The sequence below is a fragment of the Rhodovulum sulfidophilum DSM 1374 genome (genome assembly GCF_001633165.1).
GTDB classification, from domain to species: domain Bacteria; phylum Pseudomonadota; class Alphaproteobacteria; order Rhodobacterales; family Rhodobacteraceae; genus Rhodovulum; species Rhodovulum sulfidophilum.
The window spans coordinates 3,256,944-3,272,490 of the sequence record NZ_CP015418.1; the positions used below are offsets into that span (position 1 = coordinate 3,256,944).

Here is a 15,547-nt window from a genome sequence, read left to right on the forward strand (position 1 = left end):
ACGAACCGAAAGGCCATAGGAAATGGATCAGTCGAACCGATATGCCCGCCTCGACCTCGATGAGAAAGCTCTCATCGCCGGCGGCCGCCACGTGCTTTGCGCCTATACGATGACGCCCAAGGGGGACGGGGACTACCTTGCCACCGCGGCGCATTTCGCCGCCGAAAGCTCGACCGGCACCAATGTCGAGGTGCACACCACAGACGATTTCACCAAGGGCGTCGATGCGCTCGTCTACGAGATCGACCCCGAGAACGGCGTGACGAAGATCGCCTATCCGGTCGAGCTGTTCGACCGCAACATCATCGACGGCCGCGCCATGCTGGCCTCGTTCCTGACGCTGACGATCGGCAACAACCAGGGTATGGGCGACGTGGCGCATGCCAAGATGCGCGACTTCTACGTGCCGCCCGCCTATCTGCGGCTCTTCGACGGGCCCGCGATGAACATCGCCGACATGTGGCGCGTTCTGGGCCGCAGCGTCACCGATGGCGGCATGGTGGTGGGCACCATCATCAAGCCGAAACTCGGCCTGCGACCGCAGCCCTTCGCCGATGCCTGCTACGAATTCTGGCTGGGCGGCGATTTCATCAAGAATGACGAGCCCCAGGGCAACCAGGTCTTCGCGCCGCTGAAGGAGACGATCCGTCTGGTCTCGGACGCCATGAAGCGCGCCCAGGACAAGACCGGCGAGGCCAAGCTGTTCTCGGCCAACATCACCGCCGACGACCACTATGAAATGCTGGCCCGCGGCGAGTATATCCTCGAAACCTTCGGCGAGAATGCCGATCACGTCGCCTTCCTCGTCGACGGCTACGTGGCGGGTCCCGCGGCGATCACCACCGCGCGCCGCGCCTTCCCGCACCAGTTCCTGCACTATCACCGGGCGGGCCACGGCGCCATCACCTCGCCGGAATCGCAACGCGGCTATACCGCCTTCGTGCTGTCCAAGATGTCGCGTCTGCAGGGCGCATCGGGGATCCATACCGGCACCATGGGCTTCGGCAAGATGGAGGGCGATCCGTCGGACAAGATCATGGCCTTCATGCTGACCGAGGATGTGGCCGAGGGCCCCTTCTACCGCCAGGAATGGCTGGGCATGAAACCCACGACCCCGATCATCTCGGGCGGCATGAACGCGCTGCGGCTGCCGGGCTTCTTCGACAATCTTGGCCATTCCAACGTGATCCAGACCTCGGGCGGCGGCGCCTTCGGGCATGTCGACGGCGGCACCGCGGGCGCGATCTCGCTGCACCAGGCCCATGACGCCTGGAAGGCGGGCGTCAACCTCGTCGACTACGCCAAGGAGCACAAGGAACTGGCCCGCGCCTTCGAGAGCTTCCCCTTCGATGCCGACAAGCTGTTCCCCGGCTGGCGCGAGAAGCTGGGCGTGACCGAAGCCGCCGAATGAACGACCTGTGCGGCCCCGTGACGGGGCCGCGCCTTCCCTGAAAATCCGGCCCTATCGGGAGGAACCCAAAGATGTTCGACCGTTCGATCAAGATCGCGCCCTCGATCCTGTCCGCCGATTTCGCGAATTTCGGCGCCGAGATCCGGGCCATCGAGGCAGAGGGCGCCGACTGGGTGCATGTCGACGTGATGGACGGGCATTTCGTCCCGAACCTGACCTTCGGCCCGCCCGCGGTGAAGGCCTTCCGCCCGCATGTGAAGACCTTCATGGACGTGCATCTGATGATCTCGCCGGTCGACGCCTATATCGAGGCCTATGCCGAGGCGGGCGCCGACATGATCACCGCCCATTTCGAGGCCGGCCCGCATATCCACCGCACCCTGCAGGCGATCCGGGCGCAGGGCGTGAAGGCGGGCGTGGTGCTGAACCCCGCGACGCCTGCGGAAAGCGTCGAGCATATCCTCGATCTTTGCGACATGGTGCTGATCATGACCGTGAACCCGGGCTTCGGCGGGCAGAAATTCATCCCCTCCTGTCTCGACAAGATCCGCCGCGTCCGCGCGATGATCGGAGACCGCCCGGTCCATATCCAGATCGATGGCGGTGTCACCACCGAGACCGCGCCGCTTGTCGTCGAGGCCGGTGCGAATGTGCTGGTCGCGGGCTCGGCCGTCTTCAAGGGCGGCTCGGTCGAGGCGCCGGAGGTCTACGGCCGGAACATCCGCGCGATCCGCGAGGCGGCCGAGGGCGCGCAGAAAGCGGCCTGACGCCCGCGACAACGCCGCCCGAACGGAGCCGACCGGTGCGGCGGAACCACGCGGCAACGGTCCGGGACCGGCGCAGGCGCTGCGCCGGTCTTTCCTTGTCAGCGGCTGGCCACGCCGAAGGCCCACCCCGGCGGAAAGCCCGGGAACCGGCCGCCGCAGATCGCCCCCTCCGCCCGATACCGCCCGGGCCGGGATGCGACAAAGCGGCTGGCAAGCGGCCCGATCCGCGTTAACTTCTGCTCCGACAGACAAGCCATCCGAAGGAGGTTCCCCATGGCCGTCTCTCCCCCGATCTGCGATTTCGGCTGGCAGGCCCCGGATTTCAGCCTGCCCGGCACCGATGGCAGGCTGCATACGCTTTCGGACGTGCACGGGCCGATGGGCACGCTGATCATGTTCATCTGCAACCATTGCCCCTATGTGCTTGCCGTGCGCGACCGCATCCTCCGCGACGCACGCGATCTGCAGGCGATGGGGGTCGGCATCTGCGCGATCTGCTCTAATGACGCGGACGCCTATCCCGAGGACAGCTTCGAGGGCATGAAGAAGGTGGCGGCGGAACTTGACCTTCCCTTCCCCTATCTCCATGACGAGGACCAATCGGTCGCGCGTGCCTATAACGCCATCTGCACCCCGGATTTCTTCGGCTTCAACAGCCTGCTGGAATTGCAGTATCGCGGCCGCCTCGATGCCTCGCGCAAGGAGGCCGGGCCCGCGGACCTGCGGCGCGACCTGTACGAGGCAATGCTGCAGGTGGCCCATACCGGCCACGGACCGCAAGAGCAGATCCCGTCGATGGGCTGTTCGATCAAATGGAAGGACGCCGCGTGAAGGCCATCATCTTCGACCTCGACGGAACGCTGATCGACAGCGCCCCGGACATCCATGCCGCCGTGAACCGGACGCTGGCCGGGCTTGACCGCGAGGCGCTCGACCTCGACACCATCCGCGCCTTCATCGGCGACGGGGTGCCGGTGCTGATGGAACGGGTGATCAAGGCCCGCGGGCTTGAACCCGGCCAGCGCGACGCCATGGTCGAGGCCTTCCTCGGTCATTACGAGGCCGACCCGGCAACGCTGACGACGCTGTATCCCGGCGTCGAGGACGCGCTGGAACAGTTCCGCGACGAGGGCTGGGCGATGGGCGTCTGCACCAACAAGCCCGAAGCGCCCTCGCGCGCCATCCTCAAGACCTTCGGCATCGACGGCTTCTTCTCGGCGGTGGTCGGCGGCGATACGGTCGAGGCCAGGAAACCCGACCCGAAACCGCTGCATGCGGTCTGCGAGCAGCTGGGCGCGAAACAGGCCGTCTTCGTCGGCGACAGCGAGATCGACGCGGCCACGGCGCAGGCCACCGGCATGCGTTTTGCGCTGTTCACCGAGGGCTATCACCGCGCCGAGGATGTCGACGACATCCCGCAGGATGCGCGGTTTTCCGATTACGACGTGCTGGTCGCCATCGTGGCGCGGCTCGCCGACGAGCTGAGATGACCATCAGGGCCCTGATCTTCGATCTCGACGGCACGCTGGCCGAGACCGAGGAAACCCACCGGGCGGCGTTCAACGCAAGCTTCGCCGCCCGCGGGCTCGACTGGCACTGGTCGCGCGAGGACTATGCCGTTCTTCTCAAGACCGGCGGCGGCAAGGAGCGGCTGCGCGCCTTTCAGGCCGGGCTGCCCGAGGCGGCGCGGCTGCCCGAGGCCGATCTCCTGCGGCTTCATGCCGAGAAGACCGAGACCTATGGCCGGATGATCGCCGAGGGCGCGGTCGGCCTGCGCCCCGGGGTCGAGGACCTGATCCTGCATGCGCGCGAGGCCGAGATGGCGATCGCCATGGCCACCACCTCCTCGCGGCCCAATGTCGAGGCGCTGTTGCGGGCCTGCTGGGGCAAGCCTGCGGACCGGGTCTTCGATGTCATCGCCGCGGGCGACGAGGTCGCGAGGAAGAAGCCCGATCCCGGGATCTACCGGCTGGCGCTTGACCGGCTGGGGCTGCCCGCACGCGACTGCCTGGCCTTCGAGGATTCCCATATCGGGCTGCAATCGGCGCGGGCCGCCGGGCTTGGCGTCGTCATCACCCCCAGCACCTATACTGCGGAGGACGACTTCACCGGCGCCGCATATTGCGCCCCGACGCTGGAACAGCACAACTGGCCCTTGATCCTGAAGGCGATGCTCCTGAGCTGCTAGCCTGTACCGACCGGCGTCTGATCGGTACGCTCATTCCCGGATCCAGAACGGAAAGCAGGCAGGACAATATGGGCTGGACACATGCGGACTGATCCGCTCTGGGCAGTGTGCTCTCGGGTATCGGCACAATTGTCGGGGCCTTCGCGGTCATTTGGGCCGCGCGCCTCGGCTCCGGAACGTTCGAAAGCTGGCGTGAACAGAAGATCTCTGAGCGCCGGATCGATCAGGCCGAGCGGATATTGATCGCAACCTATGACGCCAGGCGAAGCCTGGGCGATCTGCGTCATGCGGCGGCGAACCTCTTCGCGCCCGGATCTGCTCAGAGGGGCTTGCAGGACGGTGCAGAGGCCCTGACGTCAGAGGCCGCCAAGGCTCACAGCTATTACGAGACGCTCCGCGAAACCGCGTCTCTTGCCCGTCGGTCATTGGCCGACTGCCTGCCGACCGCAAAAGCGCTGTTCGACGCCGACCTCGAACAAGCCATCGGAGAGCTGATGAAACAGTTCGATATCGTGTTCGCGGACGTCGGGTGGCGGGCCGAATTGTCCCCCGACGAGCGCCAAGCGAAATGGAAGAAACTCACTCCGGGCGTCCCATCTGAAGACCGCGGCACGATGGACGCCACCATCGCCGCGCAAGTCGCGCGGATCGAAGGCATCTGCCTTCCGCAGCTCAGAGCTGCAGGTAGAAAACGTCGCGACGCCGGGCCTTCCGTCTAGCCCCAGGACAGCAGCCTGCCGCCGGTCCAGAGCCGCGTCTTCGAGCGACGGCGGAACACCAGCGGCAGGTGCAGCGCGCCCGAGAAGGGGGTCGCCCGCCGTGTCGTCAGCGCCGCCGTGACCGCCCCCTTCGACAGCATCGCAACCCCGAAGAAATCGGAAAACGGGGTCGAGCCGTTCTCGGCGGTATTCCATTTGGTATCGGTCACGATCCGGTCGGCCTGGATCAGGCTTTTCGGAAACCGCTCGTCATTCACTCCGGTCATGGGGTCCCCTCGCTGGCGCCTCTTTTCCGGCAGGGTATCCCCTGCCCCGAAAGCGCGCCATAGGCCCAGACAGCGCAGGGGAAGGTCCGCCCCCTCTCAGCCCGCGGCCAGGCGGGTCTCGACCAGTTCGACGAACCAGGACGCGCCGAAGGGAATGGCCGCGTCGTCGAAATCATAGGCCGGGTGATGCACCGAGGCGGTGTCGCCATTGCCGAGGAAGATATAGGCGCCGGGGCGTTCGAGCAGCATGTAGCTGAAATCCTCGCCCCCCATCAGCGGCGCGGTGGCCCTGTCGACCCGGCCCGAGACCTTCTCGGCCATCGCGGCCGCGAAATCGGTCTGATCGGGCGCGTTGGCCGTCACCGGATAGCCCCGCCTGTAGCACAGCTCGGCCGTCGCGCCATAGGCCGCGGCCGTCGCCTCGGCCACCGCCAGAACGCGTACCTCGCCCAGATCGCGCATCCCCTGCTCCAGCGTCCGGACCGTGCCTTTCAGCCGGACGGTCTGCGGGATCACGTTATAGGCCTCGGATTCGGTGCGGAAGCTGCAGACCGAGACCACGATCTGTTTCAGCGGGTCGGCATTGCGCGCGGCGATGGATTGCAGCGCGACGACGATATGCGAGGCCGCCAGCGTGCTGTCGATGCAGTCATGCGGCTTGGCGGCATGGCCGCCCCTGCCGGTGACGGTGATGTCGAATTCGTCGGTCGCGGCCATGATCGGCCCCGGCCGGATCGCGAAGGTGCCGACCGGGATGCCGGGCATGTTGTGCAGGCCATAGACCTCGGCAATGCCGAAACGCTCCATCACCCCGTCCTCGCACATCGCCAGACCGCCCGCCCCGCCCTCTTCGGCGGGCTGGAAGATCACCACGGCGCGGCCCTCGAAATTGCGGGTCTCGGCCAGGTATCTGGCGGCCCCCAGCAACATCGCGGTATGGCCGTCATGGCCGCAGGCATGCATCCTGCCGGGCGTCTTCGAGGCATAGGGCAGCCCCGTCGCCTCGTGGATCGGCAGCGCGTCCATGTCGGCGCGCAGCCCGATCGCCCGCCCCTGCCCGTCCGAGCGGCCCCGGATCACGCCGACGACACCCGAGCGCCCGATGCCCTCGACCACCTCGTCGCAGCCGAAGTCCCGGAGCTTTTCCGCCACCAGCGCCGAGGTGCGCGGCAGGTCGTACATCAGCTCGGGATTCTCGTGGATGTCACGGCGCCAGGCGGCGATCTCGGGCTGCAACTCGGCGAGACGGTTCCTGACGGGCATGCGCCTCTACTCCTGCAGATGGGCCAGCAGCCGTGTCATGAAGGCCTCGCCCTGCCGGAACTGCTCGAGGGTGATGTATTCGTCGGGCTGATGCGCCTGCGCGATGTCGCCGGGACCGCAGACCACGGTCGAGAAACCGCCCTCCTGGAACTGCCCGGCCTCGGTCGCGTAGCTGACCACATGGGTGGCGTTGTCGCCGGTCAGCCGCCGCGCCAGCGCCTCGGCCGCACCGTCCTGTTCGGGGGCGAGCGCGGGCACCGAGAAGGTTTCCTCGACCGCGATGCCCGCCCCGGGATGGACGGCCTTCATGCCCGCCTCGATCCGCGCCACCTCGGCCAGCAGAGCCGCGCGGCAGGCCTCGAGGCTGTCCGAGGGCACGCAGCGATAATCGAGCCCCATCCGGCAATCGGCAGCGGTGATGTTCTGCGCGGTGCCGCCCGCGATCTCGCCGACATGCACGCTGGTCCAGGGCGGATCGAACAGCCCGTCATCGCCTGCGGGGGCGCGGGCGCGATTGCGGTCATTGGCCTCGTTGGCCCACTGGATCAGCCGCCCCGCCTCCATCACCGCCGAGACGCCCCGATGCTGCAGCGAGGAATGCACCTCATGGCCCCTCAGCCGGATCCCGAAGCCGATATTGCCCTTGTGGCCGGTCACCACCTGCATCATCGAGGGCTCGCCCACGACGACCGCCGCGGCCTTCGGAAAGCCCTCGCGCGCCATCTGCGCGATCAGCGGCGGCGCGCCAAGGCAGCCGAATTCCTCGTCATAGGTCAGCGCCAGCTGCAGCGGTCGCGCCACCTCCGCGCGCTGCGCCTCGACCATGGCCCAGATCGCCAGCGCGTCGAAGCCCTTCATGTCGCAGGCGCCGCGGCCGTAAAGCCGCCCGCCCCGCTCGGTCAGTTCCCAGGGGTCCGAGCTCCAGTCCTGGCCGTCGACCGGCACAACATCGCTATGGCCCGACAGCATCACGCCGCCCGCGACCTGCGGGCCGGCATGGGCATAAAGCCCCGCCTTGGACCGCGCCGGGTTCCAGACCCGGCTGGCGGCGATCCCGGCCTCGGTCAGATAGCCCTCGACCCAATCGACCAGCGCAAGGTTGCCGTCGCGGCTGACGGTCGGGAAGGAAACAAGCTTTTCAAATATTTGCCGGGGCGAGAGCAGGCTGGACATGGGGATCTCCGGAAGGGTCTTTGGTCGAGACTGGGGGCCGCCCCCGACAAGGTCAAGCGCGAAGGCCGAAAGCCGGAACGGCGGATCGAACCGCGCGCGCGAAAGGACCGGAAACCGGGGGCCGCCCCGGGACGCAGGAAGCCCGCGACCGAATTTCCTCGCCGCCGGGGATCCGGCCCCGGTCCCGCAGCACGGCCTGCCGCCTATCGCAGTCGCCCGCACTGCGGAGACCAGCCGCTTCGCGCCGTCTTGGGGTTGTCCCGACGCTGCCGCCGCAGCGGCAGGCAGGGATCGGCAGAACGGGTCCGCGCTGCGCGTCTGTCAGGGCGCGAGGCTCAATGCTCCATGCCCTTGCGCAGCTGCCGGATCATCAGCCAGACCGCCAGGACCACCACCGGCGTCACCACCGCCGTCGCCAGGGCTTTCGAAACCGCCAGCGCCTCGGCCCCGGGCGCGATCATGTAGGACACCAAGCTGACAGCGTAATAGCTGATCGCCACCACCGACAGCCCCTCGACCGTGCGCTGCAGGCGCAGCTGCAGATCGGCGCGCCGGTCCATGCTTTCCAGAAGCTTCTGGTTCTGGGCCGAGCGTTCCACATCGACCTGCGTCCGCAAGAGGTTGGCCGCGCGGACCGCGCGCCGGGTCATCGAATCGAGCTGCGCCTCGCTGGCCTTCACCGTCCGCATCGAGGGGTCGTAGCGGCGCATCATGAATTCCTGGAAGGTCTGGCGGTGCTGGAAGCGTTCCTCGCGCAGCACCTCGACCCGCTGATGCACCAGGGCCTCATAGGCGGTCGTGGCAGAAAACCGGAAGGCGGATTGCGCCAGCAGGCTTTCCAGCTCGGCCGAGACCGCCAGCAGGTTGCGCAGAGTCTCTTCGGGCTGGCGCTGGCCGCCGGTCATCTCGCCCACCAGCGCGCTCAGCTGCGGCTCCAGCTCGGCGAGGCGCGCATTGATCTGCCGCGCCCGGGGCAGGCCCAGCATCGACATCGCCTTGTAGGTCTCGATCTCGGTCAGGCGCTGCACGATGCGGCCGATCCGGCGCTGACCGATCTCGGGCTGCACGAAGATCGCCATCCGCATGTGACCGCCAGTGTCGATGCGGAAATCGGTGGCCATGACCGCAGCGCCGTCGAGGATCGCCGCGGCCGACAGGCTGTCGGGAGCGAACCATTCGCCGAAGCGGTCGCAGATCTCCGCCCGCCCGTCGCTGATCTGCTCGATCCGGATCAGGGCCGAGGTCAGCCGCGCGCCCGGCGCGGTTTCGAGCCAGTCGTCGGGAAACACCTCGAAGGCGGTCGGATCGAAGGGGCGGTCGGCCACGCCGGGGGTGAAGATGGTATAGGTGGAGAATTCGGTATGGCTTTCCCATTTCAGCTTGTGCCGCCCCATCTGGCCGAAGAAATGGGTATCTCCGGGCTTGGGATGCTGTGCCCCGAACCGGTCGAGCAGGTCGATCACATGGGCGCGGTCGGCATCGCGGTCGCGGATCGCGGCGTCGAGCGGCGGCTTGATCGCAAGAAAGGCGGCATGGCAGGGCGCCTGCAGCGAGGGGAAAGGTCGCGTGTGCAACTCGTTGGTCAGCGCATAGCGCAGCGGATGGTCCTGGATCGGCATGGAGGCTGGCCTTCTGTTCGCGCGAATTACACCACCTCTAGCCAAGCCGGGCGATTTGTAAACGCGTCAGGGCGCGCCCAAAGGCGCGCGGCCCCTGCGGGCCGCGGGTATTTTCGCCAAGAAGAAGACAAGCGCCGTTTTCTTCTTGGTCCAAATACCCCAAAAGTCGCGGCCCGCAAGGGCCGCCCCTGAAAGCGAGCGCCGCAGGCGCGCCTTTTTCCACCCGCCAAAGACAAGACGCCCCGCCGGTGGGGCGGGGCGTCTCGGGGTTTCGATCCTGGAGCGGATCAGCGGATCAGCGTCAGCAGCTTGTCGAGGCTCTGCTTCGCATCGCCATAGAACATCCGCGTGTTCTCCTTGTAGAAGAGCGGGTTCTCGATCCCCGAATAGCCGGTGCCCTGTCCGCGTTTCGACACGATCACCTGCTTGGCCTTCCAGACCTCGAGAACCGGCATGCCGGCGATGGGCGAGTTCGGATCGTCCTGCGCCGCCGGGTTCACGATGTCGTTCGAGCCGATGACGATGGCGACGTCGGTCTGAGGGAAGTCCTCGTTGATCTCGTCCATCTCCATGACGATGTCATAGGGCACCTTGGCTTCTGCCAGGAGCACGTTCATGTGCCCCGGAAGACGGCCCGCCACCGGGTGGATGGCGAAGCGCACGGTCTTGCCCTGCTTCCTGAGATGCTCGGTCAGCACCGAGACCGAGTTCTGGGCCTGGGCCACCGCCATGCCGTAGCCCGGCACGATGATGACGCTGTCGGCATCCTCGAGCGCCGCGGCCACGCCATCGGCGTCGATCGCGACCATCTCGCCCTCGACCTCGGCCGCGGGGCCGCCGGTGCCGCCGAAGCCGCCCAGGATCACGCTGACGAAATGCCGGTTCATCGCGCGGCACATGATGTAGCTGAGGATCGCCCCCGACGAGCCGACCAGCGCCCCGGTCACGATCAGCAGGTCATTGCCCAGCGTGAAGCCGATGGCGGCCGCGGCCCAGCCCGAATAGCTGTTCAGCATCGAGACCACGACCGGCATGTCGGCGCCGCCGATGCCCATGATCAGATGCCAGCCGATGAAGCCCGCGAGGATCGCCATCAGGACCATGGTCCAGATGCCCGCGCCGGTGAAGTAGAGATAGCCCAGCGCGATCGACAGCAGGAGCGCCGCGAGGTTCAGCATATGACCGCCCGGAAGCTTGTGCGGCTTGCCGTCGATCCGGCCCGCGAGCTTGGCGAAGGCCACGACCGAGCCGGTGAAGGTCACCGCCCCGATGAAGATGCCGAGGAAGACCTCGACTTTCAGGATCGAGATCTCGACCGGAGTCTTGTGCGCCAGCACCGAGGCAAAGCCCCGCAGCGCCTCGACCGCGGCGCCGTCATCTGCCGCCTTCAGCGCCATCACATGGTTCAGCTCGAGCTGGGCATTGAGCCCGATGAAGACCGCAGCGAGGCCGACGAAGCTGTGCAGCGCCGCCACCAGCTGCGGCATTTCGGTCATCTCGACCCGGCGCGCGACCTCGTAGCCCGCATAGCCGCCGATCGCGACGGCCGGCACGAGCAGCCAGTAATGGCCGATGCCCGGGCCGAACACGGTGCCCAGCACGGCAAGCCCCATGCCGACGATGCCGTACCAGACGGCGCGCTTGGCCTTTTCCTGGTTCGACAGCCCGCCGAGCGCGAGGATGAAGAGAACGGCGGCGGCGATATAGGCCGCGGAAACGATACCGATGGACATATCCCCTGCCCCCTTAAGATTTCTGGAACATGGCCAGCATCCGGCGTGTCACCAGGAAGCCACCCACTATGTTGATCGTCGCGATCAGGACCGAGATCGTGGCGAGGATCACCACCAGCCAGTTGCCCGACCCGATCTGCAGAAGCGCGCCGAGAATGATGATGCCCGAGATCGCGTTGGTCACCGCCATCAGCGGCGTGTGCAGCGAGTGGCTGACATTCCAGATCACCTGGAAGCCGACGAAGCAGCTCAGCGCGAAGACGATGAAATGGCTCATGAAGCTTGCCGGCGCGAAGGCCCCGACCAGAAGCATCAGAAGCGCGCCAACGCCCAGCATGCCGATCTGGGTGATCGTCTGCTTGCGGAAGGCGGCGGCCTCCTGGGCCTTCTTCTCTTCGGGGGTCAGCTCCTTGGGCTTGTCCTTCTTGGGGGCGGCCGCGATCGCCTTCACCTTGGGCGGCGGCGGCGGGAAGGTGATCTCGCCCTCATGGGTGACGGTCGCGCCCCGGATCACGTCATCTTCCATGTTATGCACGACCTGGCCGTCCTTGTCGGGGGTCAGATCGGTCATCATGTGACGGATGTTGGTGGCGTAAAGCGTCGAGGATTGCGTCGCCATCCGGCTGGCGAAATCGGTATAGCCCACCACCGTCACGCCATTGTCGCTGACGATCTTCTCGCCGGGCCGGGTCAGGTCGCAGTTGCCGCCCTTCTCGGCGGCCAGATCGACGATGACCGAGCCGGGCTTCATCGCCGCGACCATGTCCTCGAGCCAGAGCTTGGGCGCGGGACGGCCGGGGATCAGCGCGGTGGTGATGACGATGTCCATGTCGGGCGCGAGCTCGCGGAATTTCGCAAGCTGCTTTTCGCGGAATTCCGGCGAGGAGGGCTTGGCATAGCCGCCCGTTTCCGAACCGTCGGCCGCGTCCTCCTCGAAGTCGAGATAGACGAATTCCGCCCCCATCGACGAGATCTGCTCGGCCACTTCGGGGCGCACGTCGAAGGCGTAGACCATGGCGCCCAGCGAGGTCGCGGTGCCGATCGCGGCCAGACCGGCCACACCGGCGCCGACCACCAGCACCTTGGCCGGCGGCACCTTGCCCGCCGCCGTCACCTGCCCGGTGAAGAAGCGGCCGAAATTCGAGCCCGCCTCGATCACCGCGCGGTAACCCGCGATATTGGCCATCGAGGACAGCGCATCCATCTTCTGGGCGCGGCTGATCCGCGGCACCATGTCCATCGCGATCACATTGGCGCCCTTGGCCTTGCACTGCTCGAGCAGCGCCTCGTTCTGGGCCGGCCAGAAGAAGCTGATCAGCGTCTGGCCCTTGCGCAGCCGCGCCACTTCCTCGGCGGCGGGCTCGCGCACCTTGATGACGATGTCGGCGCCCTGCCACAGCGCCTCGGCCGAGCGAACCACCTTGACGCCGGCCTCCTCATAGGCGGCATCGGCAAACCCCGCGGCCACTCCCGCCCCGGTTTCGATCAGACAGTCATAGCCCAGCTTCCGAAGCTGGACCGCAGAGTCGGGGGTCATGGCCACGCGGGCCTCGCCCTCCAGAATCTCTTTCGGTGCCCCGATTTTCACGTTCTTGTCCCCTCTTTCAGGCGTTGGGCCGCTTAAGGCCGCTGTCTCATAGCATTGCGCAACAATGTTTCACAAGTTTCAGGATCGGCGCATCCCTTGTCCCGGAGTTTCCGCGGGTTCAGATCCAGCGCCCGACCTGTCGGCAATAGGCGTCATATTCCGGCCCGAAGGCCTCGTGGATCAGCGCCTCTTCCCGGCGGATGAAGCGCCATTCGATCAGTTTCGGGAAAAGCGGCACCAGGATCAGGCTCGGCAACGCGTCCCAGATCAGGATCAGCCCCAGCAGGATGACCGCGTCGGCAAGATAGATCGGATTGCGGGAAAAGCGATACGGCCCCGTCACCACCAGCCGATCGGGACGTTGCCGCGGAATCAGCGAGGTGCGGGCCAGAACCACCCCGAGCGCCGCCCAGACCGACAGCCCCAGCCCGAAGGCCAGCGCCAGCCCGCCCGCGACATCGCCCGCCCGGCCCAGAAAGGCGAACGGCAACGCCAGCGACTGCGCCCAGGCAAGCCCCGCGAACAGGGCCAACCAGACCGGCGGCAGGTCCAGGTAGTGCAGCAACCGGGCCATCGGATCTCCGTCACGCATACCGCCCCCGTTTAGAGAGTCCCGAGGGCCGCGATCAAGGGGCTGAATCGTCCCGCCCCTTGCGCCGGGGGCGCTTTCGCGCCAATCCTTTGCCCAGGGGGACCCATAAATGACCGATTTCGCGGCAACGCGCGCCCAGTTCCACATTCCCGAGGGGGTGATCTATCTCGACGGCAATTCGCTCGGGCCGATGCCCGTCGCGGCCGAGGCACGGGCGGCGCAGGCGGTGCGCGAGGAATGGGGCGAGATGCTGATCGGCGGCTGGAACAAGGCCGGCTGGATGGCCATGCCCCGCGTGCTTGGCCGCCATGTCGGTCGGCTGATCGGCGCCGAGCCGGGAACGGTCGTGATCGGCGACACGCTGTCGATCAAGGTCTACCAGGCGCTTGCCGCGGCGCTGGCGATGCGGCCCGAGCGCCGCGTCGTGCTGAGCGACTCGGGCAATTTCCCGACCGATCTCTACATGGCCCAGGGGCTGATCAAGAGCCTCGGCCAGGACCACGAGCTGCGCATCGTCGCCCCCGAGGAGGTCGAGGCCGCCATCGACGAGGATATCGCCGTGGTGATGCTGACCGAGGTCGATTATCGCACAGGGCGCCTGCATGACATGGCGGCGATCTCGGCGCGCGCGCAGGCTGCGGGGGCGCTGACGGTCTGGGACCTGGCCCATTCGGCGGGCGCGCTTCCGATCGATCTGGCGGGCAGCGGCGCCGATTTCGCGGCCGGCTGCACCTATAAATACCTCAATGCCGGGCCGGGCGCGCCGGCCTTCATCTATGTCGCGCCGCGCCATTCCGACATGGCGCTGCCCGCGCTGTCGGGCTGGCTCGGCCATGCCGCGCCCTTCGCCTTCGAGCAGGGCTATCGCCCGGGCGAGGGCATCGACCGGATGCGCGTCGGCACGCCGCCGGTCCTGCAGATGGCCGCGCTCGAGGCCGCGCTCGGGGTCTGGGACGGGGTGTCGATGACCGATATCCGCGCCCGCTCGATCGAGCTTTCCGAGCTTTTCATCGCCGAGGTCGAGAGCCGCTGCCCGCAGCTTGCGCTGGCCTCGCCGCGCGATCCCCTGCAGCGCGGCAGCCAGGTCTCGTTCCGCTTCGAGGAAAGCTATGCCGCGGTCCAGGCGCTGATCGCGCGCGGCGTGGTGGGCGATTTCCGCGCGCCCGACATCATGCGGTTCGGCATCGCGCCGCTTTATATCGGCGAGGACGAGATCCGGCGCGCGGCGCTGATCCTTCAGGACGTGATGGAGAACCGGCTGTGGGACGACCCGACCTACCGCGCCCGCGCCGCCGTGACCTGAGCCCCGCCGCGCCGCGGGTCCGGATGCGGCTGCGCCGGGCGCGGCCGGGCGATGGCGGTCCGACCCGGGCGCTGTTTCACGACGCGGTCCATCGCGGCGCAGCCCTCAGCTATTCGCCCGCAGAGCGCGATGCCTGGTCGCCCTCGCCCGAGGCCCCGCCAGACTGGGAAGACAAGCTGCTGAGCCGCCACACCGTCATCGCCGAAATCCGCGGCCTGCCGGCCGGTTTCATGACGCTGGGCAAGGACGGCTATCTCGACTTCGCCTATGTCTCGCCCGACTGGACCGGGCGCGGCATCGGCCGGGCGTTGTTGCAGGCGATCCTGCGCGAGGCGCGCCGTTCGGGCCTCAACCATCTCTCGACCGAGGCCAGCCTTGTCGCCCGCCCCTTCTTCGCGCGCCATGGCTGGCGCGAGACCGCCCGGCAAAGCGTCATCCGCCATGGCGTGGCACTGACGAATTTCCGCATGGAAATAGAGCTTTAACCAGCGATCAACGGATACCGTTGGCCCGCTGCACCTCGCGCACGAAACGGACCACGGAGGCAATGTCGGCGGTGCTGACACCCGGCACCGGCGCCATGTCGCCGAAGCCCCAGTGATGGGCCCTTACCCCCTGCCGCGCCGCCCGCAGGAAGGCGTAATCGCCATGGTGGTCCGGTTCGTAGATCGGGTGGATCAGCGGCGGGCCGAGCCCCTCGCGCCCATCGGCCCGGGTGCCGTGACACTGGGCGCAATTGTCCGAAAACACCGCCTGCCCGGCCTCGGCCTGCGGGCTCAGCCGGGGCATCTCGACCTGCACCAGAGCGCGCGGCCCGCCAGCCTCGACATCCGCCCCGGGGCGCTGCAGCCAGAGCCAGCCGCCAAGGCCGACCGCAACCGCGGCCCCGCCCGCCACGCCGATCAGAAAGGGTCGTTTCATCGTC

General features: G+C 67.4%; 16 protein-coding genes. 8 read left to right on the top strand and 8 right to left on the bottom strand.

Annotated features, from left to right (window positions below; all coding sequences use genetic code 11):
* The first annotated feature begins 22 nt into the window (after nucleotides 1-22).
* From A6W98_RS15265 to A6W98_RS15290, 6 genes are all read left to right on the top strand, one after another.
* The gene (locus A6W98_RS15265; protein ID WP_042462841.1) at nucleotides 23-1,411 is read left to right on the top strand and encodes a ribulose-bisphosphate carboxylase; all 1,389 of its coding nucleotides are present in this window, start codon (nucleotides 23-25) and stop codon (nucleotides 1,409-1,411) included.
* A 71-nt stretch (nucleotides 1,412-1,482) separates the two neighbouring features.
* Nucleotides 1,483-2,178 (top strand): ribulose-phosphate 3-epimerase, encoded by a 696-nt coding sequence (rpe, locus tag A6W98_RS15270; protein ID WP_042462844.1) that lies wholly within the window; start codon nucleotides 1,483-1,485, stop codon nucleotides 2,176-2,178.
* Between the two features lie 273 nt (nucleotides 2,179-2,451).
* A complete protein-coding gene (locus A6W98_RS15275) occupies nucleotides 2,452-3,009 on the top strand; it encodes a thioredoxin family protein (RefSeq protein WP_042462846.1) in 558 nt (185 codons plus the stop codon).
* The gene (gph, locus tag A6W98_RS15280) at nucleotides 3,006-3,668 is read left to right on the top strand and encodes a phosphoglycolate phosphatase (protein ID WP_143540134.1); all 663 of its coding nucleotides are present in this window, start codon (nucleotides 3,006-3,008) and stop codon (nucleotides 3,666-3,668) included. Before A6W98_RS15275 ends, gph begins: the two co-directional genes overlap by 4 nt.
* Nucleotides 3,665-4,366, top strand: coding sequence for an HAD-IA family hydrolase (locus tag A6W98_RS15285; protein ID WP_042462850.1), 702 nt, complete (start codon nucleotides 3,665-3,667; stop codon nucleotides 4,364-4,366). Before gph ends, A6W98_RS15285 begins: the two co-directional genes overlap by 4 nt.
* A 107-nt stretch (nucleotides 4,367-4,473) precedes the next feature.
* Nucleotides 4,474-5,085 (top strand): hypothetical protein, encoded by a 612-nt coding sequence (locus A6W98_RS15290; RefSeq protein ID WP_042462853.1) that lies wholly within the window; start codon nucleotides 4,474-4,476, stop codon nucleotides 5,083-5,085.
* On the opposite strand, the gene A6W98_RS15295 is transcribed toward A6W98_RS15290, so the two are convergent.
* From A6W98_RS15295 to A6W98_RS15325, 7 genes are all read right to left on the bottom strand, one after another.
* Complete coding sequence (locus tag A6W98_RS15295) at nucleotides 5,082-5,351, bottom strand: hypothetical protein (RefSeq protein WP_042462856.1); 270 nt, start codon at nucleotides 5,349-5,351, stop codon at nucleotides 5,082-5,084. The two genes, A6W98_RS15290 and A6W98_RS15295, sit on opposite strands and share 4 nt — an antisense overlap.
* A gap of 96 nt (nucleotides 5,352-5,447) precedes the next feature.
* The gene (locus tag A6W98_RS15300) at nucleotides 5,448-6,614 is read right to left on the bottom strand and encodes a M20 aminoacylase family protein (RefSeq protein ID WP_042462859.1); all 1,167 of its coding nucleotides are present in this window, start codon (nucleotides 6,612-6,614) and stop codon (nucleotides 5,448-5,450) included.
* A 6-nt stretch (nucleotides 6,615-6,620) separates the two neighbouring features.
* Nucleotides 6,621-7,787 carry an acetylornithine deacetylase gene (gene argE, locus A6W98_RS15305; protein ID WP_042462861.1) on the bottom strand — a complete coding sequence of 389 codons (1,167 nt, stop codon included), beginning with the start codon at nucleotides 7,785-7,787 and terminating at the stop codon, nucleotides 6,621-6,623.
* A 335-nt stretch (nucleotides 7,788-8,122) separates the two neighbouring features.
* Nucleotides 8,123-9,406 (bottom strand): DUF3422 family protein, encoded by a 1,284-nt coding sequence (locus A6W98_RS15310; protein WP_042462863.1) that lies wholly within the window; start codon nucleotides 9,404-9,406, stop codon nucleotides 8,123-8,125.
* A gap of 287 nt (nucleotides 9,407-9,693) precedes the next feature.
* Nucleotides 9,694-11,139, bottom strand: coding sequence for an NAD(P)(+) transhydrogenase (Re/Si-specific) subunit beta (locus A6W98_RS15315; RefSeq protein WP_042462865.1), 1,446 nt, complete (start codon nucleotides 11,137-11,139; stop codon nucleotides 9,694-9,696).
* A gap of 13 nt (nucleotides 11,140-11,152) precedes the next feature.
* On the bottom strand, nucleotides 11,153-12,727 hold the full coding sequence (locus A6W98_RS15320; protein ID WP_042462868.1) for a Re/Si-specific NAD(P)(+) transhydrogenase subunit alpha: 1,575 nt from the start codon (nucleotides 12,725-12,727) through the stop codon (nucleotides 11,153-11,155).
* A gap of 118 nt (nucleotides 12,728-12,845) precedes the next feature.
* Nucleotides 12,846-13,301, bottom strand: a complete 456-nt coding sequence (locus tag A6W98_RS15325) for a methyltransferase family protein (RefSeq protein ID WP_042462870.1) — start codon at nucleotides 13,299-13,301, stop codon at nucleotides 12,846-12,848.
* Between the two features lie 127 nt (nucleotides 13,302-13,428).
* Between A6W98_RS15325 and kynU the strand changes: the two genes are divergently transcribed.
* On the top strand, nucleotides 13,429-14,622 hold the full coding sequence (gene kynU / locus A6W98_RS15330; protein WP_042462873.1) for a kynureninase: 1,194 nt from the start codon (nucleotides 13,429-13,431) through the stop codon (nucleotides 14,620-14,622).
* Nucleotides 14,580-15,107, top strand: a complete 528-nt coding sequence (locus A6W98_RS15335) for a GNAT family N-acetyltransferase (protein ID WP_155734827.1) — start codon at nucleotides 14,580-14,582, stop codon at nucleotides 15,105-15,107. The genes kynU and A6W98_RS15335 overlap by 43 nt, the downstream gene beginning before the upstream one ends.
* Nucleotides 15,108-15,114: 7 nt before the next feature.
* Here A6W98_RS15335 and A6W98_RS15340 read toward each other — a convergent pair whose 3' ends face one another.
* Complete coding sequence (locus A6W98_RS15340) at nucleotides 15,115-15,543, bottom strand: c-type cytochrome (RefSeq protein WP_042462877.1); 429 nt, start codon at nucleotides 15,541-15,543, stop codon at nucleotides 15,115-15,117.
* Nucleotides 15,544-15,547 lie beyond the last annotated feature (4 nt).

Excerpts from the sequence above, each read along its gene's own strand:
- argE (WP_042462861.1), bottom strand. The coding sequence starts at position 7,787 with ATGTCCAGCCTGCTCTCGCCCCGGCAAATATTTGAAAAGCTTGTTTCC.
- A6W98_RS15295 (WP_042462856.1), bottom strand. The coding sequence starts at position 5,351 with ATGACCGGAGTGAATGACGAGCGGTTTCCGAAAAGCCTGATCCAGGCC.
- A6W98_RS15310 (WP_042462863.1), bottom strand. The coding sequence starts at position 9,406 with ATGCCGATCCAGGACCATCCGCTGCGCTATGCGCTGACCAACGAGTTG.
- rpe (WP_042462844.1), top strand. The coding sequence starts at position 1,483 with ATGTTCGACCGTTCGATCAAGATCGCGCCCTCGATCCTGTCCGCCGAT.
- A6W98_RS15265 (WP_042462841.1), top strand. The coding sequence starts at position 23 with ATGGATCAGTCGAACCGATATGCCCGCCTCGACCTCGATGAGAAAGCT.
- A6W98_RS15275 (WP_042462846.1), top strand. The coding sequence starts at position 2,452 with ATGGCCGTCTCTCCCCCGATCTGCGATTTCGGCTGGCAGGCCCCGGAT.
- A6W98_RS15340 (WP_042462877.1), bottom strand. The coding sequence starts at position 15,543 with ATGAAACGACCCTTTCTGATCGGCGTGGCGGGCGGGGCCGCGGTTGCG.
- A6W98_RS15325 (WP_042462870.1), bottom strand. The coding sequence starts at position 13,301 with ATGGCCCGGTTGCTGCACTACCTGGACCTGCCGCCGGTCTGGTTGGCC.
- A6W98_RS15285 (WP_042462850.1), top strand. The coding sequence starts at position 3,665 with ATGACCATCAGGGCCCTGATCTTCGATCTCGACGGCACGCTGGCCGAG.
- kynU (WP_042462873.1), top strand. The coding sequence starts at position 13,429 with ATGACCGATTTCGCGGCAACGCGCGCCCAGTTCCACATTCCCGAGGGG.
- A6W98_RS15315 (WP_042462865.1), bottom strand. The coding sequence starts at position 11,139 with ATGTCCATCGGTATCGTTTCCGCGGCCTATATCGCCGCCGCCGTTCTC.
- A6W98_RS15300 (WP_042462859.1), bottom strand. The coding sequence starts at position 6,614 with ATGCCCGTCAGGAACCGTCTCGCCGAGTTGCAGCCCGAGATCGCCGCC.